26 protein-coding genes are annotated in these 25,570 nt (G+C 45.8%); 20 read left to right on the forward strand and 6 right to left on the reverse strand.

Going from position 1 to position 25,570, the window contains the following annotated elements; translation table 11 throughout:
• Window positions 1-46: 46 nt before the first annotated feature.
• Entirely contained in the window at window positions 47-2,185 is a 2,139-nt protein-coding gene (locus ACQCN2_RS07935) for a sigma 54-interacting transcriptional regulator (RefSeq protein ID WP_426928350.1), read from the forward strand.
• Entirely contained in the window at window positions 2,172-2,429 is a 258-nt protein-coding gene (locus ACQCN2_RS07940; protein WP_426928351.1) for a biotin/lipoyl-containing protein, read from the forward strand. Before ACQCN2_RS07935 ends, ACQCN2_RS07940 begins: the two co-directional genes overlap by 14 nt.
• A 31-nt stretch (window positions 2,430-2,460) precedes the next feature.
• On the opposite strand, the gene ACQCN2_RS07945 is transcribed toward ACQCN2_RS07940, so the two are convergent.
• A complete protein-coding gene (locus ACQCN2_RS07945; protein WP_426928352.1) occupies window positions 2,461-3,828 on the reverse strand; it encodes an APC family permease in 1,368 nt (455 codons plus the stop codon).
• A gap of 514 nt (window positions 3,829-4,342) precedes the next feature.
• Here ACQCN2_RS07945 and gabT point away from each other — a divergent pair.
• On the forward strand, window positions 4,343-5,707 hold the full coding sequence (gabT, locus tag ACQCN2_RS07950; RefSeq protein WP_426928353.1) for a 4-aminobutyrate--2-oxoglutarate transaminase: 1,365 nt from the start codon (window positions 4,343-4,345) through the stop codon (window positions 5,705-5,707).
• 2 nt (window positions 5,708-5,709) lie between these two features.
• Complete coding sequence (locus ACQCN2_RS07955; protein WP_426928354.1) at window positions 5,710-7,137, forward strand: aldehyde dehydrogenase family protein; 1,428 nt, start codon at window positions 5,710-5,712, stop codon at window positions 7,135-7,137.
• A 330-nt stretch (window positions 7,138-7,467) separates the two neighbouring features.
• On the opposite strand, the gene speB is transcribed toward ACQCN2_RS07955, so the two are convergent.
• Window positions 7,468-8,409, reverse strand: coding sequence for an agmatinase (gene speB / locus ACQCN2_RS07960; RefSeq protein WP_426928355.1), 942 nt, complete (start codon window positions 8,407-8,409; stop codon window positions 7,468-7,470).
• 21 nt (window positions 8,410-8,430) lie between these two features.
• On the reverse strand, window positions 8,431-8,688 hold the full coding sequence (locus ACQCN2_RS07965; RefSeq protein ID WP_426928356.1) for a biotin/lipoyl attachment domain-containing protein: 258 nt from the start codon (window positions 8,686-8,688) through the stop codon (window positions 8,431-8,433).
• 315 nt (window positions 8,689-9,003) lie between these two features.
• Between ACQCN2_RS07965 and ACQCN2_RS07970 the strand changes: the two genes are divergently transcribed.
• Complete coding sequence (locus ACQCN2_RS07970; protein WP_426928663.1) at window positions 9,004-10,221, forward strand: Glu/Leu/Phe/Val family dehydrogenase; 1,218 nt, start codon at window positions 9,004-9,006, stop codon at window positions 10,219-10,221.
• 157 nt (window positions 10,222-10,378) lie between these two features.
• Here ACQCN2_RS07970 and ACQCN2_RS07975 read toward each other — a convergent pair whose 3' ends face one another.
• Together ACQCN2_RS07975 and ACQCN2_RS07980 are read right to left on the reverse strand one after the other, a co-directional pair.
• On the reverse strand, window positions 10,379-11,140 hold the full coding sequence (locus ACQCN2_RS07975; RefSeq protein ID WP_426928357.1) for a YwaF family protein: 762 nt from the start codon (window positions 11,138-11,140) through the stop codon (window positions 10,379-10,381).
• Between the two features lie 45 nt (window positions 11,141-11,185).
• Window positions 11,186-11,401, reverse strand: a complete 216-nt coding sequence (locus ACQCN2_RS07980) for a hypothetical protein (RefSeq protein WP_426928358.1) — start codon at window positions 11,399-11,401, stop codon at window positions 11,186-11,188.
• A 104-nt stretch (window positions 11,402-11,505) separates the two neighbouring features.
• Between ACQCN2_RS07980 and ACQCN2_RS07985 the strand changes: the two genes are divergently transcribed.
• Entirely contained in the window at window positions 11,506-11,787 is a 282-nt protein-coding gene (locus ACQCN2_RS07985; RefSeq protein WP_426928359.1) for a hypothetical protein, read from the forward strand.
• Here the strand turns inward: ACQCN2_RS07985 and ACQCN2_RS07990 are convergent.
• Window positions 11,753-12,163: a hypothetical protein gene (locus ACQCN2_RS07990; RefSeq protein ID WP_426928360.1), complete on the reverse strand. Its 411-nt coding sequence runs from the start codon at window positions 12,161-12,163 to the stop codon at window positions 11,753-11,755. The two genes, ACQCN2_RS07985 and ACQCN2_RS07990, sit on opposite strands and share 35 nt — an antisense overlap.
• A gap of 121 nt (window positions 12,164-12,284) precedes the next feature.
• On the opposite strand from ACQCN2_RS07990, the gene ACQCN2_RS07995 reads away from it, so the two are divergent.
• From ACQCN2_RS07995 to ACQCN2_RS08060, 14 genes are all read left to right on the forward strand, one after another.
• Window positions 12,285-12,653, forward strand: coding sequence for a DUF2512 family protein (locus tag ACQCN2_RS07995; RefSeq protein ID WP_426928361.1), 369 nt, complete (start codon window positions 12,285-12,287; stop codon window positions 12,651-12,653).
• 467 nt (window positions 12,654-13,120) lie between these two features.
• Entirely contained in the window at window positions 13,121-13,315 is a 195-nt protein-coding gene (locus tag ACQCN2_RS08000) for a hypothetical protein (protein ID WP_426928362.1), read from the forward strand.
• 12 nt (window positions 13,316-13,327) lie between these two features.
• Window positions 13,328-13,963: a succinate dehydrogenase/fumarate reductase transmembrane subunit gene (locus ACQCN2_RS08005; RefSeq protein WP_426928363.1), complete on the forward strand. Its 636-nt coding sequence runs from the start codon at window positions 13,328-13,330 to the stop codon at window positions 13,961-13,963.
• Window positions 13,960-15,783 (forward strand): fumarate reductase flavoprotein subunit, encoded by a 1,824-nt coding sequence (locus tag ACQCN2_RS08010; protein WP_426928364.1) that lies wholly within the window; start codon window positions 13,960-13,962, stop codon window positions 15,781-15,783. The genes ACQCN2_RS08005 and ACQCN2_RS08010 overlap by 4 nt, the downstream gene beginning before the upstream one ends.
• A gap of 64 nt (window positions 15,784-15,847) precedes the next feature.
• Window positions 15,848-16,576 (forward strand): fumarate reductase iron-sulfur subunit, encoded by a 729-nt coding sequence (locus ACQCN2_RS08015; RefSeq protein WP_426928365.1) that lies wholly within the window; start codon window positions 15,848-15,850, stop codon window positions 16,574-16,576.
• 209 nt (window positions 16,577-16,785) lie between these two features.
• Window positions 16,786-17,559, forward strand: a complete 774-nt coding sequence (locus ACQCN2_RS08020) for a hypothetical protein (RefSeq protein ID WP_426928366.1) — start codon at window positions 16,786-16,788, stop codon at window positions 17,557-17,559.
• A gap of 2 nt (window positions 17,560-17,561) precedes the next feature.
• Window positions 17,562-17,930 carry a GntR family transcriptional regulator gene (locus ACQCN2_RS08025; RefSeq protein ID WP_426928367.1) on the forward strand — a complete coding sequence of 123 codons (369 nt, stop codon included), beginning with the start codon at window positions 17,562-17,564 and terminating at the stop codon, window positions 17,928-17,930.
• A gap of 26 nt (window positions 17,931-17,956) precedes the next feature.
• Window positions 17,957-18,658 (forward strand): ABC transporter ATP-binding protein, encoded by a 702-nt coding sequence (locus ACQCN2_RS08030; protein WP_426928368.1) that lies wholly within the window; start codon window positions 17,957-17,959, stop codon window positions 18,656-18,658.
• Window positions 18,659-18,701: 43 nt separating this feature from the next.
• Window positions 18,702-19,790 (forward strand): hypothetical protein, encoded by a 1,089-nt coding sequence (locus ACQCN2_RS08035; RefSeq protein ID WP_426928369.1) that lies wholly within the window; start codon window positions 18,702-18,704, stop codon window positions 19,788-19,790.
• 126 nt (window positions 19,791-19,916) lie between these two features.
• A complete protein-coding gene (locus tag ACQCN2_RS08040) occupies window positions 19,917-20,858 on the forward strand; it encodes a S66 peptidase family protein (protein WP_426928370.1) in 942 nt (313 codons plus the stop codon).
• Window positions 20,845-22,068, forward strand: a complete 1,224-nt coding sequence (locus ACQCN2_RS08045) for a M20 metallopeptidase family protein (protein WP_426928371.1) — start codon at window positions 20,845-20,847, stop codon at window positions 22,066-22,068. The genes ACQCN2_RS08040 and ACQCN2_RS08045 overlap by 14 nt, the downstream gene beginning before the upstream one ends.
• Window positions 22,069-22,228: 160 nt before the next feature.
• A complete protein-coding gene (locus ACQCN2_RS08050) occupies window positions 22,229-23,065 on the forward strand; it encodes a sugar nucleotide-binding protein (RefSeq protein ID WP_426928372.1) in 837 nt (278 codons plus the stop codon).
• A 296-nt stretch (window positions 23,066-23,361) separates the two neighbouring features.
• Entirely contained in the window at window positions 23,362-24,552 is a 1,191-nt protein-coding gene (locus tag ACQCN2_RS08055; protein ID WP_426928373.1) for a glycine C-acetyltransferase, read from the forward strand.
• The gene (locus ACQCN2_RS08060) at window positions 24,553-25,515 is read left to right on the forward strand and encodes an L-threonine 3-dehydrogenase (RefSeq protein ID WP_426928374.1); all 963 of its coding nucleotides are present in this window, start codon (window positions 24,553-24,555) and stop codon (window positions 25,513-25,515) included.
• Window positions 25,516-25,570: the final 55 nt, after the last annotated feature.

Raw genomic sequence — 25,570 nt, forward strand, 5'->3', positions numbered from 1 at the left:
ATAGGAAATCTCGTTAAATGCAGTAGTTTTTCAAGGAGGCCGCAGCATGGGTTCGAAATGGTTCGTCAGAGAAGCATTCACGGTCACTTTTGACTCAACAGGTAATGATGTGTGGAATATCATGTCTCGTTACAATGAATCATATGTGTTTATACGTAATGAACAAGAGGATGGCAAAATTGTCGCATTTATACGCAATACCGATATGATTCCTTCCTTGAACAACCCGGATTGGATGAATCGTCCGGTTCGTTCGCTTCCTTACAATACGAACGTGATGTTTATTCAACAAGAAGCGGACATGTTAGATTTTTTTAAGGTATTTGGTGAAGAAGTAGTCGTCATTCTTGACCGAGATGGGGATTATCAAGGATATCTGCAACGAGAAGATATTCTGTATTACCTGTTGACCAATCAGTCATCTGGTACCGATTGGATTCGCTCGCTCCTAAACTCCATTCCGATGGGCATAATCATTGCTGATATTCATGGCAGGATTGAAAACTTCAGCTCGGAAGCGCTTCGAATGATTCGCTTGACACCCGAAGAAATCCGCAAACAGCATGTGGGAGAAATCCTGGATCGTGGGATATTTGAAAAAGTAATTGAGAGCGGTAAAGCCGTCTTGAATCATATCATTATTAACGAAAAAATTGGCGTGCTAGCTGATTTTGGTCCGATTCGCAACAAGCATGGGAATGTCACGGGAGCCATCATGGTCTTGCAGGACCTACCCTATATTGAGAATATGGCGATGGAATTGGAGTACGTCAAAAATCTTAACACCGATTTACAGGCCATTCTCTCTTCGATCTACGATGAAATTGTGGTTGTGGATGACAAAGGGGTTCTTTTGCGATACAGTGGCAATCTGATTAAGGACTTCTGGGAAATCGACAAAGAGCAGCTGATCGGGATCAACCTGATGGAGCTTGAGCATGAAGGCACCTTTTTCTCGGCGATCGTAAAAATGGTGTTGGAAAAAAAGAAGAAGGTTTCTGTCATGCAAGAGAGCCGCTCCGGCAAAAACGTATTGGCTGTCGGTAATCCCGTGTTTAACCAGAACGGAAAATTGGAGAGAATCATCATTGCCTTGCGTGATATTACGGAGACGGTTTTGCTGAAAGAAGAACTGCTTCACGTCAAAAAAATGTCGGAGAAGTACAAGAAAGAACTGGAAGTCTTACGCGACCAAAAACCCTTCGTGAAGAACCGACAAGTAGTCTATTGCAGCGATAAAATCGAGAAGGTATTGAGATATATTCAGAAGATCTCCAATGTCTCGTCCACCGTTCTCTTAACGGGTGAATCGGGCGTGGGGAAGGAAGTATTTGCCCGGACGATTTATGAGAATGGGGCAAGAAGCAGTAAACCGTTTATTAAAGTGAATTGCGGAGCGATCCCTGAGACATTGTTGGAAAGCGAACTGTTTGGTTACGAAAAGGGCGCGTTCACTGGCGCCAACAGCAACGGGAAGCTAGGGTATTTTCGGATGGCCAACAAAGGAGTTCTGTTCCTCGATGAAATCGCGGAGATGCCGCTTAATCTGCAAGTGAAGCTCTTGCGTGTGCTGCAGGAAAGAGAAATCATTCCGATCGGTGGTTCAAGTGTAGTAGAAGTGGACGTGCAAATCATTGCGGCGACCAACAAGGATTTGGAGAAAATGGTGGAGCAAGGCACTTTTCGCGAGGATCTTTTCTATCGCTTGAATGTTATTCCGATTCATATCCCGCCGCTCAGGGAAAGACCAGAAGATATACCGCTCTTAAGCCTTCATTTCTTGCAAATGTTTAATGAAAAATACCAAAAAAACAATCAGCTTTCCCAGGATGCGCTAGATGTGCTGGAATCCTATTCGTGGCCAGGCAATGTGAGGGAGTTGCAAAATATCATCGAACGAGTCTCTGTCACCTCTGACGAAGAGTTAATCGATTCTCAGCAAATTACTCAATTATTGCGCAAAGGGAAGCAACGGGTTGATCGAAACCGCAAAGCGAAAATCATGTCGTTGAAGGAAGCCACAAGAGCGGTGGAAGAAGAGATGATTAAGCTTGCGATGGATGAATACAAGACGACTTCATTGGCCGCAAAAATGCTCGGGGTAAGTCAATCGACGATCAGCCGTAAATATCAAGAGATTCAAAATAAACTGGAGAGAGGTGAGCGGACTGGTGCTAAAATTTGATGTCATTACCCCTTTTGCGGGCACGGTTGAGCAAATTTTCTTCCGGCAGGGGGAGCGGGTAGAAGAAGGGGATAAATTGTTTACCATCAAAGGAAAAGACAATGTGTACGACATACAGTCACCCATTACAGGATTCACAGACCAGATTGAGGTCTCGCATGGGGATCAAGTAATCTGTGGTACGATATTAGCCCAAATCAAGGAAGCGGCCATCACGCAGAAGGCAAATAGAAAAGACCCGTAGAACAAAACGGGTCTTTTTCTGTGAGAATCGGTTAAATCTCATGAATGGCTTCTTCAAAATCAATAGTCGGCGGCTTATAGGTAAAGAACTTGGTCGTGTAGACGAGATAAACGATTCCAAGAGCAGCCCAACTGAGCCCAAGGATGAGTGAATGGAAATCTAGATTTGTCCAAAGGAATGCGACGAAGCTGGCGCCAATCAGAGGTGCCACTAGATAGTTGAGAAAGGCTTTAAATCCACGTTCTTTCTTTTTGAAAATAAAATGGGCAATGACACACACATTCACTGCGGTAAATGCCGTAAGGGCTCCAAAGTTGATAAACGACACGGCCGTTTCCAGGTCAAGGAATAATGCGCTGAGACAAAAAATACCAATGATAATGATGTTGCTAACAGGAGTTTGATATTTAGGATGAACATATCCAAATACTTTTTTCGGAAGGACACTTTCTCTTCCCATCGCGTACAAGAGTCGAGACGCGCTGGTATGAGAGGCTAGACCAGAGGCGACGGTACCAGTCAAAGCTCCGGCCAAGAAGATGGATTGGAATAAGGTTCCTCCTAGAAAATACGCAATTTCTGGAGAAGCTGCTTCAGGATCTTTAAACATTGATGCGCTTGGATACAGAGACTGACCAAAGTAGGAAGCCGTGATAAAAATGACCCCACCAATCAGGGCAACTAAGAAGATACCGCGTGGAATTGTTTTCTTCGGATTAATCGCTTCTTCTGTATAGGTCGTTACCGCATCAAACCCTAAGAAGGAGAAACAGAGAATAGCCGCACCGCTAAAAATTGTACCGATGTTCATATCGGAAGTGAAGAATGGGGCAATCGTAAATAAATGGCTTCCATTATCGCCACGCATGAGATGTTGGATGGTTAGAACGACGAATGAAGTGGTTACGAGCACTTGGAAAATGACGAGGAGAGTATTAAAGTTGGCGGTAATATGGGCTCCTCGGATGTTGACAAGCGTCATGAGCAAGGTAAGCCCAATAATCCAAGTCCAACCGGGAACATTGGGAAATGCAGCTGACATATAGATTTTGCAAAGAAGGGCATTAATCATAGGGAGGAACAAGTAATCAAGTAGGGAAGCCCAACCTACCATAAAACCAAGATGAGGATTTAACGTTTTGCGTGTGTAGGTATATGCGGAACCCGCGGAGGGGAATTCTTTCACCATTTTGCCGTAGCTGGCTGCAGTAAATAACATGGACACAAGGGCCAAGATATAGGAGAGGGGAACATGTCCGCCGGTTTCATCGGTTACGATTCCAAATGTATCAAAAACTGTCATCGGTGTAAGATAACCCAGACCCAAAATAATGACATGAGGAAGTCGCAAGCTTCTCCTTAATTGAGGAGGTTCCATCTTTTGAGTAGTTATTTCCATGTATCTAAGCCCCTTTCAGTCTCCAATCAGACCAGATAATTTCTCGGTAAATAATTTTCAATTTAAAAAATTCAGATAAATGTAAGCGGTTTAGTGTTCTGGCAACAAAGAAAACTTGGCGATGCCAAGCCTCTGGCGCCGGTAGAGCCTTAGTTGCACTTGGATCGAAAAGAATTTTTATAGATTCTTTTCGACCAAAAAAATGAGTCATGCACTTCTTCGATTTTGCGATAATCAACTCCTTTACTTGCGAGTGACATTATTGATACCATTTTCTGAATTTAGCAAATTTCATGCCAAATTAGCGAATAGAGAAGGAAATGTTAATTTTCTGTGATTTTTTGGACTTTTTTCAAAAATGATCATGCAATTTTGAATAAGAATGCGTTTTTGCATAATTGTTTTTGCTTACAAGCAAATAGGCGATGACTTGTTGATTCGTTGGCATGATACTTGCTCTAACAAGGCATGTGTGAGCTGTACCATTATGTGCACTTTCTAGGAGGGTTAAAAAATGGGGAAACAACGTCGATTTGTCTCGGTCAAATCAGGGGTACCTGGTCCTCAATCAGCGGAGCTTATTCAACAAAGGCAGCAATTTGTCCCAAAAGGTGTCGGGAATAATACCCCAGTTTTCGTCAAGTCAGCCAACGGTGCTCTTCTGGAGGATGTAGACGGGAATGTGTTTCTTGATTTTGTGGGAGCTATCGGAACCTTAAACGTCGGGCATTGTCCGGTGGAGGTCGTACAAGCTATTCAAAAGCAGGCGGAACAGTACATTCATACTTGCTTTCATGTGGCGATGTATGAACCGTATGTGGCTTTGGCCAAGAAGTTAGCGGAGATCACCCCTGGTTCATTCGAGAAAAAAACAATTCTCTTGAACAGCGGAGCAGAAGCGGTGGAGAATGCTGTAAAGATCGCTCGCAAATATACAGGAAAACCTGGGATCGTCTCGTTTACACGCGGATTTCATGGGCGCACGCTTTTGGGGATGTCTCTTACCAGTAAAGTGAAGCCGTACAAGTTTAAAATGGGGCCATTTGCTCCCTCAATCTATAAAGCGCAGTATCCTTATCCATTGCATCGCCCAGAAAGCATGACGGAAGAAGAGTATGCCTCCTATTGCATCAAACAGTTTGAGGATTTTCTTTTGACGGAAGTCTCTGCTGAGGAAGTAGCGGCCGTAATTATGGAGCCTGTACAAGGTGAGGGCGGCTTCATTGTGCCACCGAAGGAATTTGTTCAAGGAATCTATCGAATCTGTAAGGAGAATAATATTCTGTTTATTGCCGATGAGATCCAGACGGGATTTGCTAGAACAGGAACCATGTTTGCTTCTACTCAGTTTGAGATTGAGCCTGACATCATTACCATGTCCAAATCAATTGCGGCAGGGATTCCAATTAGTGCCGTAACTGGCCGCGCGGAAATCATGGACGCTCCCAACCCTGGCGAAATCGGAGGTACATACGGGGGAAGCCCATTAGGGTGTGTGGCTGCTTTAGCTGTTATTGAAAAGATTGAAAAGGAACAACTAACTGAACGCTCACAAGAAATTGGCGATACGATTCGCAACTATTTTGTGAATTTGCAGCAAGAGGTACCAGAGGTTGCCGAAGTGAGAGGACTCGGAGCTATGTGTGCGATCGAGTTTTTGCATCCTGTCACGAAACAACCGATGAAGGAATTCGTGGCCAAATTACTGAAAGGATGCCTGGAGGAAGGCGTGATTCTCCTGAGTGCCGGTGTACACAGCAATGTAGTCCGTTTCCTTGTTCCGTTGGTGGTTACCGACGAACAGCTGCAAGAGGGCCTGGACATCATTGCCGAAGTTTTGCGTAAAGTAGGAAAAGAAGAAGTGGGAGCGGGGGTATAACGATGGAACAAAAACAGATCTTTATCAATGGACAATGGGTGAAGACTAACTCCTATATGGAACTAACTTCTCCTTATTCACACGAGGCAATCGCACTGGTTGCTCAGGCGGAAGAGCAAGAGACCGAAGACGCCATTCAAGCAGCGGTTCAAGCTAGCAAAATCATGGCGAAGATGCCAGCGCATGAGCGGGCCAGCATTCTAGAGAAAGCCGCATCGATTATGGAACAAAGAAAAGAAGAACTTACCCGAATCTTGGCTTTGGAAGCGGCGAAACCCGTGAAAACAGCTCGAGTTGAAATCAATCGGACGATCCAGACCTACAAATTTGCCGCCGAGGAAGCGAAACGGATTCACGGAGAAACGGTTCCAATGGATGCTGCTCCTGGCGGGGAAGGACGACTCGCCTTTATTTTGCGTAAGCCTATCGGTGTGATCGGTGCAATTACACCGTTTAACTTCCCGTCCAACCTGGTCGCGCATAAAGTCGGTCCCGCGATTGCCGCAGGGAACTCCGTTGTCTTAAAACCAGCCAGTCAGACGCCGCTCTCTTCCTTGGCCTTAGCGGAGATCATGCACGAAGCAGGTCTTCCCGCCGGAGCGCTGAATGTCATCCCAGGCAAGGGAGCCGTTGTAGGAGAGAAGTTGGTGACGGATAAGCGGATTGCGGCCATTACCTTTACCGGAAGTCCGGAAGTGGGCATCGCGATGAAGAACAAGGCGGGTTTGAAGCGTGTTACCCTTGAGCTGGGATCTAATGCAGCCGTTATTATTGATAAAGGTGTGGAAATCACTAAGGCGCTTATTGATAGATGCATCACCGGCGCATTTTCTTTTAGCGGTCAAGTCTGTATTTCCATTCAGCGTGTCTACGTCCACGAGAGCTCCTATGAAGAATTCCGTGAGAAGTTTACGCGTGCGGCAACAGAATTGATCATAGGAGACCCTCTTGAGGAGTCAACGGATGTGTCTTCAGTGATCTCTACCAAAGAGGCAGACCGGATCTCTTCTTGGGTAGAGCATGCAATCGCGGAAGGAGCAACCCTTCTGACAGGCGGGAAGAAGTTAGAAGGTAGTCTGTATCTGCCTACAGTGTTGGAGAATGTGAAGGAAGATTCCAAGGTATCTTGTCAAGAAGTGTTCGGACCAGTGGCCATCCTTGCTCCATTCTCTGCATTGGATGAAGCGATTGCCAAAGTAAATGATTCTCGCTACGGATTACAAGCGGGTATCTATACCAAAGATATCTCATTAGCCCTGAAAGCGGCAGAAGAACTGGAAGTCGGCGGTGTGATGATCAATGATATTCCGACATTCCGTGTAGATAACATGCCGTATGGCGGTGTGAAAGAAAGTGGAATTGGTCGCGAAGGATTGAAATACGCGGTAGAAGAAATGACCGAGATGAAACTGATTATGATGAAGTTATAAAAATGAGGCCTTTCCTGGCGAGTATCGCAGGGAAGGCCTCTTGTATTATTGGAAAGTTCAATTGCTTTACAGCGGTAAAGTAATTGAACTTTCCTTCCATTCGCGTAAGCCCGCAATAGAAAAGACTTCGACCGCTTGCAGTCTCCTTGGGAGTGAAACTCAGCGAAGGAAAGGAGAAAGGGATAAAAGGCGCCACCCAACCCGAAGGGCGCGAAGCGTTTGGCGACTTCCTTTCGGATTGAGAGAGCGGACTTTTATACATCATTGCGAACTTCCATAGAGCGACGTTTCAGTCCTCCGATGAGAGGGGAAAAGGGGCGAAGTCTTTTCTCATCGTAGGAGTTTTTTCATATTTAATGCGACCAGGCTGGAAAATTCATGAATTAAGGTGGCAGCCAGTAAGGAAGTGATTTGTGTCGGATCATAGGATGGAAGAACCTCTACCAAATCAAAGCCAATGTAATTAAGGTCAGTCAGTGAACGGACGAGTGCAAGCGTGTCTGTGCTGCTAAAGCCGCCAACCTCTGGTGTGCCAGTTCCCGGGGCAAAAGCTGGATCAACAAAATCAATATCAAAAGTCAAAAAACAGGGAGTATCCCGAATGGTATCCTTTACCTGTTTCATGACGTCAGCAAATCCACGTTGCCTAAGCTCTTGGGAGGTGATGACGTTATAGCCTAGCTCATTGCTTGCCTCCAGATCACCAGGATGATTTAACGTCCCTCTTATACCGATTTGAAAAACTTTGCTCGGCTGTAAGAGCCCTTCTTCATGTGCGCGAATAAAGGGTGAGCCATGCCAATACTTTTCTTCGTAGTACGTATCCCAGGTATCGGTATGGGAATCAAATTGGATCAGGGCAACCGGTCCATAAATCTTGGAGGCCGCTCGCAAACTGGCTAGCGTGATGGAGTGGTCACCTCCTAATCCGATCGGAACAATCCCTTTATGCATGAAATCAAGAATGGTTTTCTCGATTGTCTCATAGCTTCGGTGGATATTATGGGGAATAACGGGAACGTCTCCGATATCGATAGCGCGAGTTTCTTCAAATGGGTACACCTGATGGATCGGATGATAAGGAAATAAAGTCATAGACGCTTGCCGAATGGCTTGGGGAGCGAACCGTGCGCCTACACGAAAAGAAACGGCCGTATCAAATGGAATTCCAACAATGGCAAGCTTAGCGTTATCCCTAACAGCGGGGAGTCGCATAAATGAACCCGTCGAACAAAACTCTGGCTTGATATCTGGAGAAAGTGGATATTGCATTGGATTTGCCTCCTTTCCTCTTTAATCGCTCCCAAGGCATATTTCATGAAGTTTTTCCTCCAATGTTGCAAGGGTAGTCTCCGGTTCTATAACAGATCCTTCTGTAATTTCAAGGGAAACGAGTTGTCCGCTAAAGGAAGAGCAGATTTCTACCGGCTGACCATCACCATTTTGAATGACAGCAAGGACATCGCCTTCAAATATGTAATGGTCCGCTTGAGGAATCACTTTTTGCACAGTTCCTTTCCACGGGCTCGTAATCTCAAATGTAACAACCATTTTCATTCCTCCCAAACTTCCTTTCTAACAGGTATATGCAGGGACTATGCCAACAGAAGGGAGCGGGAAAAAGGGAGGAAAGACCAAGTTAACCTCTTGGATTATTCAAAATTTCAAGGGTTATGCATTTTTGCATGATTGCTTGATGCAGTTTGCCATATTGCCTACGGAAATCAGCATCATACTATACTGGCATCAAAATTGCTTCAACTCACCTGCAAAGAAAAACAAAGGGGTGTAGCGATTATGACGACAGGTTTGCAACACAATGTACAAAGGGAAGTAGAAGAGGAAAATCCTTTAACGGCTTTTCAGATGTTACTGAGAAAAGCGACGGACATTCTTCGTTATCCGTCAGAAGTGTACGAGTTTTTAAAAGAACCGATGCGTTTTTTGGAGGTTCATTTTCCGGTTCGAATGGATGATGGAAGCACGCGGATTTTTACAGGGTATCGCGCTCAACACAATGATTCTGTAGGGCCGACAAAAGGAGGAATTCGTTTTCATCCGGAAGTTACAGCGGATGAAGTGAAAGCGCTTTCTGGGTGGATGAGTTTGAAGTGCGGGATTTCTGACCTTCCTTACGGGGGTGGAAAAGGCGGAGTTATTTGCAATCCCCAAGCGTTATCGATGACAGAACTTGAGCGAGTCAGTCGTGGATATGTGCGGGCCGTCAGCCAAATTGTAGGACCAAGTAAAGACATTCCCGCTCCGGACGTTTTCACGAATGCTCAAATTATGGCATGGATGTTAGATGAATATGATCATATCCGTGAATTTGATTCGCCCAACTTTATCACAGGGAAGCCAATTGCTTTGGGTGGGTCGCTCGGTCGAGAAACCGCTACATCCAAAGGAGTGCTGCACGTTCTGGAATTAGCCTGCAAGGAGAAGCGGTTGGATTTACAACAACTTCGCGTGATTGTCCAAGGGTTCGGAAATGTGGGCAGCTATTTAGCCAAAATGCTTTATGATAAAGGGGCCAAAGTTATTGGTATTTCGGATGTGTACGGTGCCATCTACGATGAACGTGGCTTGGATATTCCTTCGCTCATGGAACGCAGAGACTCATTCGGAGCGGTAACCCATTTGTTTGCGAATAAAATAACAAACCAGGAATTGTTGGAAAAGGAATGCGATGTGCTGGTGCCAGCGGCCTTGGGTAACCAAATAACTGGAGAGAATGCGGATCGGATCAAGTGTAAAATTGTGGTAGAGGCAGCCAATGGTCCTACGACAACCGAGGCTCATGAGATACTAAGTGAGCGCGGAATTATGGTTGTTCCCGACGTTTTGGCCAATTCGGGCGGTGTTGTGGTTTCTTACTTTGAGTGGGTACAGAATAATCAAGGCTTTTATTGGACAGAGAGGGATGTAGCAGAGAAATTACAGCAGAAAATGGAGCAAGGCTTTGCAAAAGTGTTGGAAACTTCCGTTAGATATCAGGTTGATTTACGGACAGCAGCTTACGTGGTCGGAGTCAGAAGATTGGCTGAGGCGTCGTTTTATCGGGGCTGGATTCAACTAAACTGATTGATTGAGCTGAAAAAATAGGAGCGGGCACGCTTAAACTATAGGTGAATGTCCGTTTCGGGCGGTCAGATCAAAAACATAGTATAGTATGCCTACAGGACGAGGCAAAACAGTCAGCCATCTTTGGGATGTTACCAAGGATGGCTTTTTAATTGGATCAAATATCGAGTGAATGTTCGGATGACTTTGATGATTTGAGTGGTTTGAACATTCTGGAGATGACGAAGGGCAAATAAAGCAAGAAGAATATCACGACGGCAACCACTTCAAGTGAGAGGATGTACCAAGGATAAGGCCCCAAGTAATCGATCAAGCTGGGATTGCCAGGCTTATGGGATACGAACATATAATTGCCGCCTGTCCCTTTATTTACAATCAAGGCAACCACTAGCAATCCATTAAGAAGGCCCATCGTTTTCCAAATGGAAACAAGCGTCGGTTGGTATTGCTTTACCCAAGTCATGTACAGGCTGGCCCAGATGATCGCAGCATGCGCAATAAAAAAATGAAAGAATCGCACATGTGGAAACGGATAAAACAATTCGGGAGTAAACATTGCCGATGCTGCGCCGCCAAGCCCAATAAAGTAGGTAATCTCAAATAGACGATAACTATTCGTTAACAACATCCAGATGGAAAACAATAAGGACACGCTGCATAGCTGTAACGGCAACGTATAGGCGGACGACCAATATCCGGTCCAGAGGTGCCAGAGTTGGAAGAAGATCTCCGTTAATAGTAAGAGTCCCGCAAGTATATACCGAACAAGACGATCCGTAATAGTCTCTTGCAATCTCTTACGGAAGAGATAAATCAGAATGGAAACAGCTAGGCATACCGCTAGTGCAACGAGATGCGGCAGAGAAAATAGCCGAAACGGCTCTCCGGTAAGTTCATAGGAAAAGAAGCGTAGCTCCATTGGAATGTCCTCCTTGGCTTATTCACTTTCTTCGTTGAAAAGTGGTCACCGTTTAAGTTGGGAATAGTCGTAATCGTCGTTGATTCCTTGTTTATGTAAATAGACAGAATTTTTTACACGGTAATATTGTCCCATCACGGTTAGGAAAGCCACGAAAAAGAGGATGATCCCATAGGCAAGCATAAATCTGTCGGTGGAAAAGCAGAAAACAATCGTTGCCAGTGCAAGAGTAATCAAGGCATAAAGAATTTTCTTCATCATCAAAAGGACCTCCGCTTAAGTTTGAGTAAACGCCAACCTGTCACCTAATATATGGTAATATAAGTAAGGCGGTTTGTTTAGTTTTTTTCAAGGGGTGATTGATCTTGATGACCTTTACAGAAGCTCAGATCTATACGAACTTTGTCGTGCTTGAACCAACGGATCTTCCGGAAGCTTCCAGGGTGTCGAGTTTTAGCGTCCGAAAAGAGACCGAGCAAATCCGTTCTTCCATTCGTTTTGAAGTCGCGGATGAGAGCAGAGTGTATCAACAGCATGACTATTATGTACATATTCGGGCCAATCATCGACTGACGGAAGAGCAGGTGCTTAATCTGATGCGACAGATGATCGTTACTTCTGCTTTGAGTTCAAAACCTCATGAATGATTTGGGCAATTTCAGGACTCTCGATAAAATAGGCGATAGTACGTGATTGAGAATTATCCCTGCGCTGCACTTCTGGTCTTGTCCCGCATCCGCCTAACGAGATTCTTTGTCCGTTTTTCAAATTGATAAAGGCATGACAACCATATGTTGGTCCTGCAAACTCGTCGTTATCGTCGACGAATTTGGCTGAGTTGAATGCTTCAACCGTGGCGAGCTGTTGTTCTTTGGTAAAAGTAAACTCACCTTTTAACTCATCCCATACAGTTACACTGGCAACCTGTTCGATTGGAATTTTCGTATGATAAAGGGATGCTTTTTGAATAAAAACACCAACAATCAGAACAACTAGAACAGTAACCACTACTAACTTCTTCACGACGAACACTCCTGTTATGTGAAAATTAGGAATTTTTCTCTTTTAATTATTCAAGCTAGTAGGCTCTCTCTCCTTTGTGAATACACCGCCAATCACTGGTGAAAACTGGTGGTAAAACACAATGGAGGTGTTCATTATTCAAGGCTTTATTATGAAAGTCATTTTGGTTCCAGTCCTTTTGGTATTATCTGATTATGTATTTCCCAATTTGAATTACGGCAACTTGACGCAGGCGGTACTCACGGGTCTTGTGATTGCGGTAATAGGTCAGTTAATGGAAGTCATGCTCCTTCACAAAGGGACCGTGTTTACGAGTACCGTACTTGATTTTTTCGTATCCTTTCTTGTGATTTACCTTAGTCAATTCGTCTTGGCTGGCACTCGAATTACATTAGTCGGCGCATTTATGGCTGCACTCGTCATAGGAGTCGTTGAGCATGTCGAACATATCTGGCTTGTCCAAAGTGGACGCACGGAGAAAGGACAATAATCGTCTGGACATGAAACTATTCGTTAAGCGGGTGGTTTAAATTTTTAAAAAGTTTATCTGCTTTACATTGGTAAAGCAGTTAAACTTTTTTTCTTTTCGTGTAAACCTGCTGTAGAAAAGACTTCGTCACTGGAGACTCATTTTAAGCGAAACAAAGCGCAGAGAACGAAGGAAGGGAAAGAGTCGGCATTCTTTACGTCAATGAGAAGCGAAGTGATTTTCTTGTCGACTCCCTTCCGTAGTGAACGAAGCGGACAGTATATGCTACAAGCGAGCTTAAACAGAGCGTAGAGGGACGAAGTCTTTTCTTAGCGCTCACATTGTCATGAATTGTCGGAGCATAGGAAGAATAAGTGCAGAATATTCTTTATTACAGAATAGCGTATTGTCCAGCGCATCCACCCTTGATTGGACAACACATGTTGAATAGGCCACAGCAAATTTTACCTTGAAAGGACTGAGAAAGAATGGTGGTTTCCCCATGCTGTGGCGCCCCGGTGAAAATGGCCAAACGGCCTGATCACCCTCTCGTGTATGATGACACCTATGATTTTCAGACGTCTGTTTACTTCTGTACGATGTGTGGCAAGGAATTGGTTCAGTCTCCCGTTTCAGATCCAACGATGCGAGAAAATTCGGTGGATAAGGAAAATTTGATGTAGAGGAGAATGGGTATGCATTTGCAGAGAGCCTTGACCCCAAGCAACAGAGCGGACTTCTTGGTGGAAATGGTTCAGACGGTCAGTGGCTTGTTGTTGGTTGGGTTTCTTTGGACGCATATGTTGTTTGTAGCCAGTATCTTGTTAGGAGTGAATGCTTTTAACGCGCTGGCTTCTTTTATGGAGCAATTCAAGCTGTTGCACGTGGCGGTTGTCTTTATCATTTTGGCGGGATTATCTCATGTGGGGGCTGTGCTACGGCGTATTCCTGGAAGGTGGCAGGAACAGAAGGTCGTATGGAATCATGCCAAAATCATCAAACATCGGGATACCTGGTCGTGGCTGTTTCAGGCGGTAACGGGAAGCGCAATGCTGATCCTGATCATCATTCATGTGTTTGTGGTGGTCTATGCGGGTATAGATGCGAAGCTGAGCGCCAATCGGGTGGATTCATGGATGCTTGGTTTTTATATTGTTTTTCTTTTGTTAGCGGAGTATCACGCGAGTGTGGGAATCTATCGGACTCTCGCCAAATGGGGCTTTGTGAATCGGCACAGCGTGAAAAAAGTATTATCGGTGGTAACCGTCTGCACAGTCCTGCTCGGGCTAGTGAGCTTGTTGGTATTTTATAAGCTGGGGGGTTCCGTATGAGTCGTTACGACATTTTTACCACAGACGTATTAATTGTCGGAGCAGGGCTGGCAGGGGAACGCGCGGCTGTAGAGGCGGCGGATCATGGCTTGAATGTCATCCTTCTCAGTATGGTTCCGCCCAGACGGTCCCACAGCTCGGCTGCTCAAGGGGGGATGCAGGCTTCTCTTGGCAACAGCGCAATGGGCAAAGGGGATAATCCGGATGTTCATTTTGCCGATACGGTCAAAGGATCGGATTGGGGCTGTGATCAGGCGGTAGCCCGGATGTTTACGGAGACGGCCCCAATTGCGGTACGTCAAATGTCCTACTGGGGCGTACCGTGGAATCGCATTCAAGCGGGTTCTCATGTGTATGACGGGCAAGAGATTCGCGAAGATCCCGAGAAAAAAGGGCTGATTACCGCTCGTAATTTCGGTGGAACGGCCAAGTGGCGCACCTGCTATACCTCAGATGGGACGGGTCACACTCTTCTTTATACGATGGACAGTATTGTGTTGAAGCTGGGGATCACCGTGCATGATCGAACGGAAGTGATCTCACTTATTCACGATGGCAAGAAGTGTCATGGGGTTGTCTCCAGGTGCTTGCGAACCGGGAAACTGCGAGTGTACATCGCCAAAACAACAGTGATTGCGACCGGCGGATATGGAAGGCTGTACGGCGCTTCGACCAACGCGATTATCAATGAAGGGAACGGAATGTTTGTCGCGTTGGAAACAGGCGTCGTGCCACTCGGAAATATGGAAGCTGTTCAATTCCATCCGACGGGGATTGTTCCTTCATGGATTTTGATTACAGAGGGAGCTCGTGGGGATGGCGGGTATCTTCTCGATAAGGATCACCACCGCTTCATGCCAGACTATGAGCCGAAAAAGAAGGAATTGGCTTCTCGTGACGTGGTATCGCGTCGGATCATGCAGCATATTCAAAAAGGCTTCGGGGTGGCAAGTCCATACGGAGAGCATGTCTGGTTGGATATCCGGCATCTAGGCGAAAAACATATCAATACCAACCTGCGAGAGATCGCCAACATCTCCCGCAACTTCACGGGGATTGATCCCGTGCATGACTTGATCCCTGTTCGGCCTACACAGCACTACAGTATGGGCGGCATTCGCACGAATCGAGACGGAATGGCCTACGGACTGGAGGGCTTGTTCGCACTGGGAGAAGCGGCTTGCTGGGATTTGCACGGATTTAACCGATTAGGTGGCAATTCCTTGGCCGAGACGATTGTTGCCGGCATGATCGTCGGAAAGAAAATCGCCGAGTACACCAAAGACGCAACGTTGCACGTATCGAGTCGTCTGATCGAAGAGGAAGTGCGGGTACAGGAAGATCGCATACAAGCGTTGATTCAAGGGCGCAACGGGAATGAGAATGTCTATAAATTGCGGAGTGAAATGGAAAAGACATTAAGTGAAAATGTAGGCATTTTCCGCTCCGAGCAACCGTTGCAGTCCGCTGTGACCAAATTGCAAGAATTGCTTCAGCGTTCCTATCACGTGGGACTTCGCAGCGGGGGACAAGGCGCCGATCCCGAACTGGCTTCGGCTCTTAGGATCAAGGGGATGCTGCGCCTCGCTTATTGTATCGCGGCGGGGGCTCTAGCAAGGAAGGAGAGCCGAGGCAGTCATTATCGAGAGGATTATCCCAAACGAGATGACGACAATTGGCTCAAGCGAACGCTCGCTTACTGGCCGCAGGGTGCCGATCGTCCAGACCTTCAATATGAGCCAGTGGAAATCACCGAGTTGCCGCCAGGTGATCGGGGCTACGGAGAGGCGAGCGCTCAGGCTGTTACCGCCAAACCATAATCCAGGCACGATCAGGTAAGACAGGACACTGTACCAATCAGTTTGATAAATGGAGGAGAAGAGGATGGCCCAGCGGCAATTGACCTTTCATATCTTTCGCTATAACCCCGAAGTTAATGATTTCACGCCAAAAACAGAGTCTTTTCAGGTAAAAGAAGAAGTAGGAATGACGTTGTTTATTGCTCTGAACAAAATTCGAGAAGAACAGGATCCCACCCTGAAATTCGATTTCGTCTGTCGGGCTGGTATCTGCGGCTCTTGCGGCATGCTGATCAACGGCAAACCCAGCTTGGCTTGCAAAACTTTGACCAAAGACTTGCCAGACGAGATTACGCTCATGCCGCTGCCTGTGTTCAAGCTGCTTGGAGACTTGTCGGTCGACACGGGTACGTGGTTCCGCGATGTGTCTTTGCGAACGGAATCGTGGGTTCACACGGAACGTGCGTTTGACCCCACTGCCGAAGAGGAACGGATGAAAAATGAGACCGCGTTGAATATTTACGAGGCGGAACGCTGTATCGAGTGCGGCTGCTGCATTGGCGGTTGTGCGACGGCCAATATCAAGCCGAATTTCATTGGGGCGGCGGGTGTCAATCGAGTAGCGCGGTTCATGGTCGATCCTAGGGATGAGCGGAATCAGCAAGAGTATTTTGATATTGTTGGTTCTGAAGAAGGAATATTTGGCTGTATTGGATTGATGGCTTGCGACGATAATTGCCCGATTGGCATACCGCTTCAAGAACAGCTGGCATTTGTGCGCAGAAAAATGGCGGTAGCGGGCTGGAAGCGATAAGTGAAGCGAGAAAAACCCTTGGTGCTCAAGGGTTTTTTTTATTTTCAAGCGTCTATCGAACTTATTTGGAATGACTCTCTCCATCCACAGCGAGAACATCCAAGGAAAAGGTAAATCAATTGATTTTCAAAAATATGTTGACTCTCTTTTTGTATCAGTGTACTATGTCATTAGTACACTATAACACGAACACAAAGGAGCGGCGTTTAATGGATGCATGCCTTCGATTACTAGGAAAAGAATTAAAGTTGATGAAAGGATGGATGTTGGGAAGTATAGCTATACTGGTTACCGTAGGGCTACTTGGTGCATGGTCTGCTTATCAAAAACCTATAGGCTTAATCAGTCTTTTGATGATTGTCATTCTCTTTATCCATGTCTTTTATGTACCGGCCTATCTATGGATTAGTTTGTCGAAAGAATGGAAAGGAACCTATCTCAATTGGCTTCAATTCCCTCAATCCGGGTGGACATTATTGGCAACAAAAATGCTTAGTGCTGTGATTAGCCTATGTATCTCGTACGCTATCGCCTACGCTTTTTTCTTTGGTATCGGCCACTTAGACCTGAACAATACTCATTTGCCAGCACAATTAGTCGATCCGAATGGGTTTGATCCAAGCGTCAATATCCGTTATATGCAAGGTTCCTTTTTATCAGTGTTTTCTATGGTTCTGTACATGAGTCTGAGTCTTGGCGTTTGGATTCTTTTACTCAATATCACGATTCAGGCGGTAAGACGCAAACTACAAAAGTTTAGCGGGTTTGTTACATTCGTGCTTTTCACCTTTTTGTTTTGGGCAGAATTGACATTTAGTGGCACAAAGATGTATAGCGCTTTAACGAAATGGGGAGCTTTTTCGGGGGATTCCGTCTGGGCGCACCTTCAGATGCACGCGGGAGAAATTGTATTTGGACTACTAGAAATGGCAGTGTTTTTCTTTGTTGCGGGATGGTTACTGGACAGGAAGGTAGAGGTGTAATAATGGGCGAAGAGTTTAACGCTTCACAACCGATTTATCAGCAGATTGTGGCGCGAATCTGCCGACAAATTGTTCGAGAGGAAATAAAACCTGGTGAGAAACTTCCCTCTGTGAGGGAGATGGCCATACAATCAGGAGTCAATCCAAATACGGTACAACGTGTCTATTCTGAACTTGAGCGAATGAAAATTATCGAGGCAAGAAGAGGCCAAGGGTCATTCGTGACAGAGAATATGGAAGAATTGGAGCGATTGCGCGTGCAGCTTAAGGTTGAATATATCGGAGATTTTGTAAGGAATATGCAGGAAATGGGTTTTTCGTCTGCCGAGATTGTGGAAGGCATCCTGAATTATTTGGGACTGGAAAAATAATACACGCGGTCAGGAGTGAGGATTCTATGTCAGATGTGCTGGTGAAATTTCAGCATGTATCCAAAAAATACCGGCGTCAAGTTGCCCTTCGTGATATAAGTTTTGAATTGCCAAGAGGTAAAATCATTGGGCTTATCGGCACGAATGGGAGTGGGAAATCGACAACGTTGAAACTGATGGCTGGGTTGATCAGGCCAAACAGTGGAACGGTTATGATTAATGGGGAGGTGATCAAAAGGCGGATTCCAGAACAGGTTTCATTTTTACCGGATAGCGATCATTTATATCCATTCTATACGGTGAACCAGACGATTGAATTTTTCAGCAGTATCTATCGTGATTTTGATAAGAAGAAAGCAGTAGAGATGTTGGCATTTATGGAGTTGCCGGGTGATCAGCTTGTAAAAGGACTATCAAAAGGCAACAAAGGGCGGTTAAAGATTATTCTGGCGCTATCCCGCCAAGTGCCGCTAATTGTGATGGATGAACCATTGTCTGGGCTTGATCCAATTGTTCGAAGCTCCATTATCAAAAGTTTGATTTCTTTCATTGATATTGAAAGCCAGACTGTTATCATGTCTACGCATGAAGTCGCAGAAATCGAACCGCTTCTTGATATGGTAGTGCTTATTCAAAATGGCGAACTTCAAATGGTTCAAGAGGTTGAGCAGATTCGTTTAACCAGCAACATGAGTCTTGTTGAATGGATGAAGAAATCCGCCGAGTAGATTAAGATACTTAGCAAATTTCTAAAAAAGAGGAGAAATTAAAATGAAAAAAATGAAGAGAATTTTAGCAAGTGCAGGTGCAACCATCGTATTATTGACTGGCTGTTCGTCTGTTGGGAACATGGATTTTACTCAATATGCAGTAAACCAATTGGAAATCAAATCATTGGAGTCTAATGGAGTAACTACTTTCCATTTGAAATATGACGAGAAAAAAGTTAAAGATGAAAAAGCATTGAAGCTGTTGAAGTTATTCAGTGACATAAAAATCACTGCTCACATGATCAGTGAAAATGACGACACCATGTCAATTGAGGGTACAATGACCGTGAAGAAGGGTGACATTCCATTTAAGTTGTTCCTTAAACAAAATGAATTCATTCTTCAGTTAGATAACGCAAGTAAGCCGATTCGAATTATTGATAAATCAGGTTCACCAACTGCTAACACCGATCATTTTGTTGCTGCCATAAAAAAACTTACTCCGTACATTGTCAAACATTTGCCGAATCCATCAACACTTGAAGTAACGTCCAAGCAGGATAAAGTAATGGGTGAGAACATAAATGGGAAAAATGTGCATGTAGAAATATATGGAGATGAAATTCCTTCTCTTATTCTTAGCTTTATGGAAGGAATAAGTAAAGATAAGGAAGCGATCGAGATTCTGGTCAATGCCATTAATCAAGCAGATGATTCAGTAAAACTGACAACACAATCATTCAAAAATGAGCTGGATACAATGGTTGTGAAACTGAAAGAACAACTTCCTACGCTGAAGCAAGATAAAACATTTCAGCAAGTCTTCAGTAAAAATAATTATATGAAGGCTGATATTCTACTTGATAACAAACTCCATGAACGCAAGTCCAATCTGACATTCCATTTCGCATTTCCGACCCCTAATGTAAGCGGAATTGAATCCATGGAGATCAATACGACAGCTGAAAACTGGAATATAAACCAATCTGTAAAAGCTCGAAATATTTCCGCAGCTCAGTATCTTACGGATGAACAGCTTGCAGATGGTAAAAAAGGCAAAGCTTTCTTAGATACCTTAAATAAGGATCATAGCGTTTTATACGATATTCTTGTGAATGATTTGAAGGTAAATGTAGATAAAGAAAAATAGTGGTTTATCAATTTCTGACGTGACGGTTTCCTCTTCTTATGCAAACAGTTGGCCAAACCTTCATACGAGATGTAAGGTATAATGAGGTCAGCAGCAAATAGTGATAAGAAGAGGTGACCATGATCCATGAGAAAAGGAAAAGCATTAAGGCAAGGTGACACGATAGGAGTTCTTGCCGCTTCCAGTCCATGTCCACCTGAAGTGGTACAAAAGGCCAAGGCAGAGCTGGAAGCGTTGGGTTTTCGAGTCAAGCTAAGTGAAACCTGCTGGGAGGATCTCGGCGGTTTTTTGGCGGGAACCCCTCAACATCGAGCGTGTGAACTTGAGGCTATGTTTACGGATCCTGAAGTGGATGCGATTCTCTGCTTGCGTGGAGGGTATGGTTCACCACAGATTTTGCCTCTACTGGATTACGAGTGCATCGCTAAGCATCCCAAACTTTTCATCGGTTATAGCGACGTAACGGCATTACATACAGCGCTTGGACAATGTTCCAATCTCGCTACCTTGCACGGGCCGATGGCTTCGATTGGTTGGATCACGGGTGTTGATCCATTTTCCAGGGAGTATCTTCACAGGGCCATAACTTCTGCTGATCCACTGGGACAGATCGTCAATCCACCAGGTGAAGAGATGATGTGTCTGGTTGGAGGAGAAGCCAGTGGCCCCATCGTGGGTGGGAATCTCTCCTTGATCGCTTCCTTGATGGGTACGCCGTATGAACTGGATACCCGCGGAAAAATCCTGTTCATTGAAGACGTGGGAGAGGAACCGTACCGAATTGACCGAATGTTGACCCAATTGTCGCTAGCCGGTAAATTCGCCGATGCAAGCGGAATCCTCATTGGAACCTGGGCCGATTGTTCACCCGATAAGTACCCGGATGGATTTGATGTGTTAGATGTAGTCAAGGCCATCGTCACTCCCTATCAGAAGCCTACGATTTGGAATGTGCAAGCAGGACATGGGGAATACAACATAGCGCTTCCGTTCGGGGTTCAATCCTACATGAATGCGAGTACATGCACCGTAATCATTGAAGAGAGCTTAGTGAATGATGATGAATAACCAAAGGATTTGGCAAGAGTCCCAACGCCTTCTTCCATGGTTGCGAGAGATCAGACGAGATTTTCATCAGTACCCGGAGCTTGGGCTAGAGGAGTTTCGAACAAGGGATCAAATTGTTCACTATCTTACAGAGCTCAACATCCCGTGCAAAGTGGTAGCCAAAACGGGAGTACTCGGATGGATTGAAGGAACTGCTCTGAACGAGCAAAGCGCAAAAGGGAGAACAGTTGCGCTTCGTGCTGATATGGATGCCTTGCCAATCCTTGAACAAAATAACATCTCGTATCGCTCCACGGCGGATGGCAAAATGCACGCGTGCGGACATGACGTTCATATGACGGTGCAGCTCGGTGTAGCACGTATTTTAAGCGAACAACGAGAGAACTTCTCGGGAACAGTCAAATTACTATTTCAACCAGCCGAGGAGACAGTAGGCGGAGCAGTGCCGATGATTCAGGAGGGTGTACTGGATAATCCGCAGGTTGACGCGATCTTTGGCCTGCATGTAGCTCCTGACTTGCCGGTTGGTCACATTGGGGTGAAATACGGGCAGATGAATGCCTCTTCAGACACGCTCCACCTCAAAATTCGTGGGGAAAACGCTCATGGGGCTTACCCACATATGGGCAGGGATGCCATAGTCATAGCCGCGCAAGTCATTGTTGCCCTTCAAACCGTTGTCAGCCGCAACGTCGATCCCAGGCAATCTGCGGTTGTTTCACTGGGAACGATTCAAGGTGGAACTCAAGGAAACATCATGGCGGGTGAAGTCAGACTGACGGGAACCGTGCGAACCTTGGACGCCCGAGTCCGTACCTTGGTGAAACAGCGAGTGAGAGAAGTGGCTCAGTTAACCGCACAAGGACTGGGTGGAGAAGCGATCGTGGAATGGGAGGAAGGGTATACGTCTTTGGTCAATCATTCAAGCATGGTTGATTTGGTCAATGCTTGCGGTGAGAACCTGCTGGGCAAGGAAAAGGTCCGCGTGAATGAATGGCCATCACTTGGGGTGGAGGACTTCGCCTTCTTTTTGGAACGAGTTCCCGGCGCTTTTTATCAATTAGGCTGTCGGAATGAGACGCTTGGAATTACGTATCCGCTCCATCATCCCCGATTTGGGGTGGACGAAGGCTGTCTTGCGATAGGAGCAGCGATGCAGGTGTGTAATGTATTGAGCTTTTTGAGGATGGAGAATATGCCGAGCCAATAAAGTAGAAGTGTCGGTCGAGCAAATATCCTCTCATGTAAAATGGCCCGGAGCTATGCTCCGGGTTTTCTTGGGTAATCCTCTCTGTTATAACTTGTCCTGAGTATTACAAGGATTGCATGGTTGCCTGAGCTTTTCAAATGAATGCAATTGGAGGGGTAGCGTGAAGAAGGTACTAGTTTTAGGGGCAAGCGGGTTTCTCGGGGGGAGGATCCTGAGGGAATTACAGAGCCAATCAGAGGTGGAAGCATTGGGAACATACTGCCGCAGTGGTTCCCTTGGGTTAAAGCAGCTCGATGTGACAGCCGAGGGGGAATTCGCCAAGCTGTACGAGTCCTTTCAACCTGCTGTCGTCATCTGGTCGGTGATGAGCGGTGTGAATGAAGACGACTTAATCAGTCGAGGGCTTCCTCGGGTGGTTGAATCGCTTGATCCAGCCACGAAACTCGTTTATTTATCAACGGATGGCGTATTTTCGGACGGGCTTGGTAACTACAACGAAACGCACCAGCCCTCTTATATGCAAGTGGACACCCCATTGGCGCACTATTCAAATGCCAAGCTTCAAGGGGAAGAGCTGATTCTAAAGTGTCATTCTGAGCATGTCATCGTACGGACGGGGCCGATTTATGGCACCGATGTGAACGGTGAATGGGACAAGCGTATTGCCCAACTGATAGAAGAACTGACAGCAGGAAGACAAATCGTTCGATCAACCAATCTCTATCGAAGCTTTATTCATGTGGAAGATTTGGCGAAAGCCACCGCGGAGATCGCAATTGGAGAGCTGAGCGGATATCTGCACGTTGGACCTGACCAGAAGGAGAGCTACTACACCTTCAATCGTAAAATGGCGATCAAGCTTGGACTTCCAGCTGATCTCGTGGTGGGATCGACTGTTGATCCTGTGGAAGCAAAAGAAAAGGGACTCCCACTGGATACCTCCCTCGACACATTTCATGCAAGATCCAGTCTGCGAACCATTTTCCGAAGGGTGTAGGAACGCATGATTGAATTCACAAAGTTCAGTAAGAAACAGCCTTTCAAAATTGGAGGGCTGTTTTTTTACCTCAACTTCCAGAGAATGACGACTAAAAAAATGAATTTTTTGTGTCCTCTCCGTATAGACTTTCGATATAGAAGATGCTAATCTAATAAGTAATAAACTTGATTTCATGCGGATTTCGTCATATCTTCTTGTCTTTTGTACGTGGACATTTGTTTTTGCGGAAATGACTCCTAATGAATAGACATAATGAATGACGCTGCAGCTGATCTAAGTGAGGAGGGGTAACCTTGGCAAGTAAGATTCTCGATCAATTCTTACAGGAAAATTTAGCCGATTTGAAGAGCAAAGGACTCTACAATGTTATCGACCCATTAGAAAGTCCCAACGGTCCGAAGATTAAAATCGCGGGCAAAGAACTGATTAACTTATCATCCAATAACTATTTGGGCTTGGCAACGGACCCTCGTCTTCAGGAAGCTGCCATTGAAGCGATTCATCGATACGGCGTGGGTGCCGGAGCCGTTCGCACAATCAACGGAACGCTTGATATTCACATCAAGCTGGAGAAAAAACTGGCGGAATTCAAGCACACAGAAGCGGCTATCGCCTACCAATCGGGCTTTAACTGCAACATGGCGGCAATCTCCGCGGTGATGGATAAAGACGATGCGATTCTCTCTGATGAGCTGAACCACGCTTCCATTATCGATGGATGTCGTCTATCCAAAGCCAAAATCATTCCTTTCAAACATTCAGACATGGAAGACTTGCGGGCCAAAGCGAAAGCGGCTAAAGAGTCTGGCTTATATAAAAAAATCATGGTCATTACCGATGGCGTTTTCTCCATGGACGGGGATATCGCCAAGCTTCCGGAACTCGTTCAAATCGCCGAGGAATTCGATCTCATTACCTATGTGGACGATGCACATGGTTCAGGCGTATTGGGCAAAGGTGCGGGAACTGTGAAGCACTTCGGGTTATCCGATCGTATCGACTTCCAAATCGGTACACTTTCCAAAGCCATTGGGGTCGTGGGTGGTTATGTAGCGGGTAAACAAGATTTGATCGACTGGTTAAAAGTTCGCAGCCGTCCATTCCTGTTCTCCACCGCGCTTACTCCAGGGGATGTTGGTGCTATTATCAAAGCGATTGATATTTTGACAGAGAGCACAGAGCTGCACGACAAACTCTGGGAGAACGGCAACTACTTCAAACAAGGCCTAAAAGCGATCGGCTTCAACATTGGTGAGAGCGAAACGCCAATTACGCCTACCATAATCGGAGAAGAGAAATTGACTCAAGAGTTCAGTAAACGTCTCTATGCGGAAGGCGTATACGCTAAAGCGATTGTATTCCCAACGGTTCCAAGGGGCACAGGGCGGGTTCGCAACATGCCAACGGCCGCACACACCAAGGAAATGCTGGATCAAGCCATTGCGATCTATGAAAAAGTAGGCAAAGAAATGGGGATTATCTAGATGAAAAAAATCGTCGTCACTGGGGCGCTGGGACAAATCGGATCTGAGCTTGTCATGAAAATGCGTGACGTGTACGGTGCGGATAACGTCGTCGCTACGGACATTCGGCAACTAGAAGGAAACAAAGTCGTAGAATCAGGTCCGTTCGAAATTCTCGACGTGACTAATGCGGAAGCGATGTTTGAAATTGCCAAAAAACATCAGGTGGATACCGTGATTCATCTCGCCGCATTGCTTTCAGCGACGGCGGAAGCGAAGCCTCTTTTGGCTTGGAACTTGAACATGGGCGGTTTGGTGAACGCGCTAGAGGTATCACGTGAGCTTGGCTGCCAGTTTTTCACGCCGAGTTCCATTGGCGCTTTTGGTCCAAGTACGCCAAAGGACAACACACCGCAGGACACGATTCAACGTCCAACCACGATGTATGGCGTGAACAAAGTGTCTGGTGAACTATTGTGCGATTACTACAATCATAAATTCGGCGTGGATACGAGAGGGCTTCGTTTCCCTGGACTGATCTCCTATGATACGCCTCCGGGCGGCGGCACGACGGATTATGCCGTTGAAATTTACTACGAAGCAATCAAAGCGGGCAAGTACACTTCCTACATCGGTCAAGGAACCTACATGGATATGATGTACATGCCAGACGCGTTGAACGCGATCATTAACTTGATGGAAGCGGACGCATCCAAGCTGATTCACCGCAATGCGTTTAACGTAACAGCGATGAGCATCGAGCCAGAAGATGTAGCGGCGGCGATTCGCAAACATATCCCGACCTTCGAGATGAGCTACAATGTTGACCCGATCCGTCAAGCGATTGCCAACAGCTGGCCAAATTCCATTGACTCAACAGCCGCTCAAGCGGAATGGGGTTTCAAAGCCGAGTATGATCTGGATAAGATGACAGAGGATATGTTGTCTAAGCTTGGAGAGAAATTTCTTCACAGCGTAAATTAATTTAAAAGCTTTAAAGATAAAGCGAAAGAGGTCTTCTACGAGAGAAGACCTCTTT

It is taken from the genome of Brevibacillus ginsengisoli, assembly GCF_050113715.1.
GTDB classification, from domain to species: domain Bacteria; phylum Bacillota; class Bacilli; order Brevibacillales; family Brevibacillaceae; genus Brevibacillus_H; species Brevibacillus_H ginsengisoli.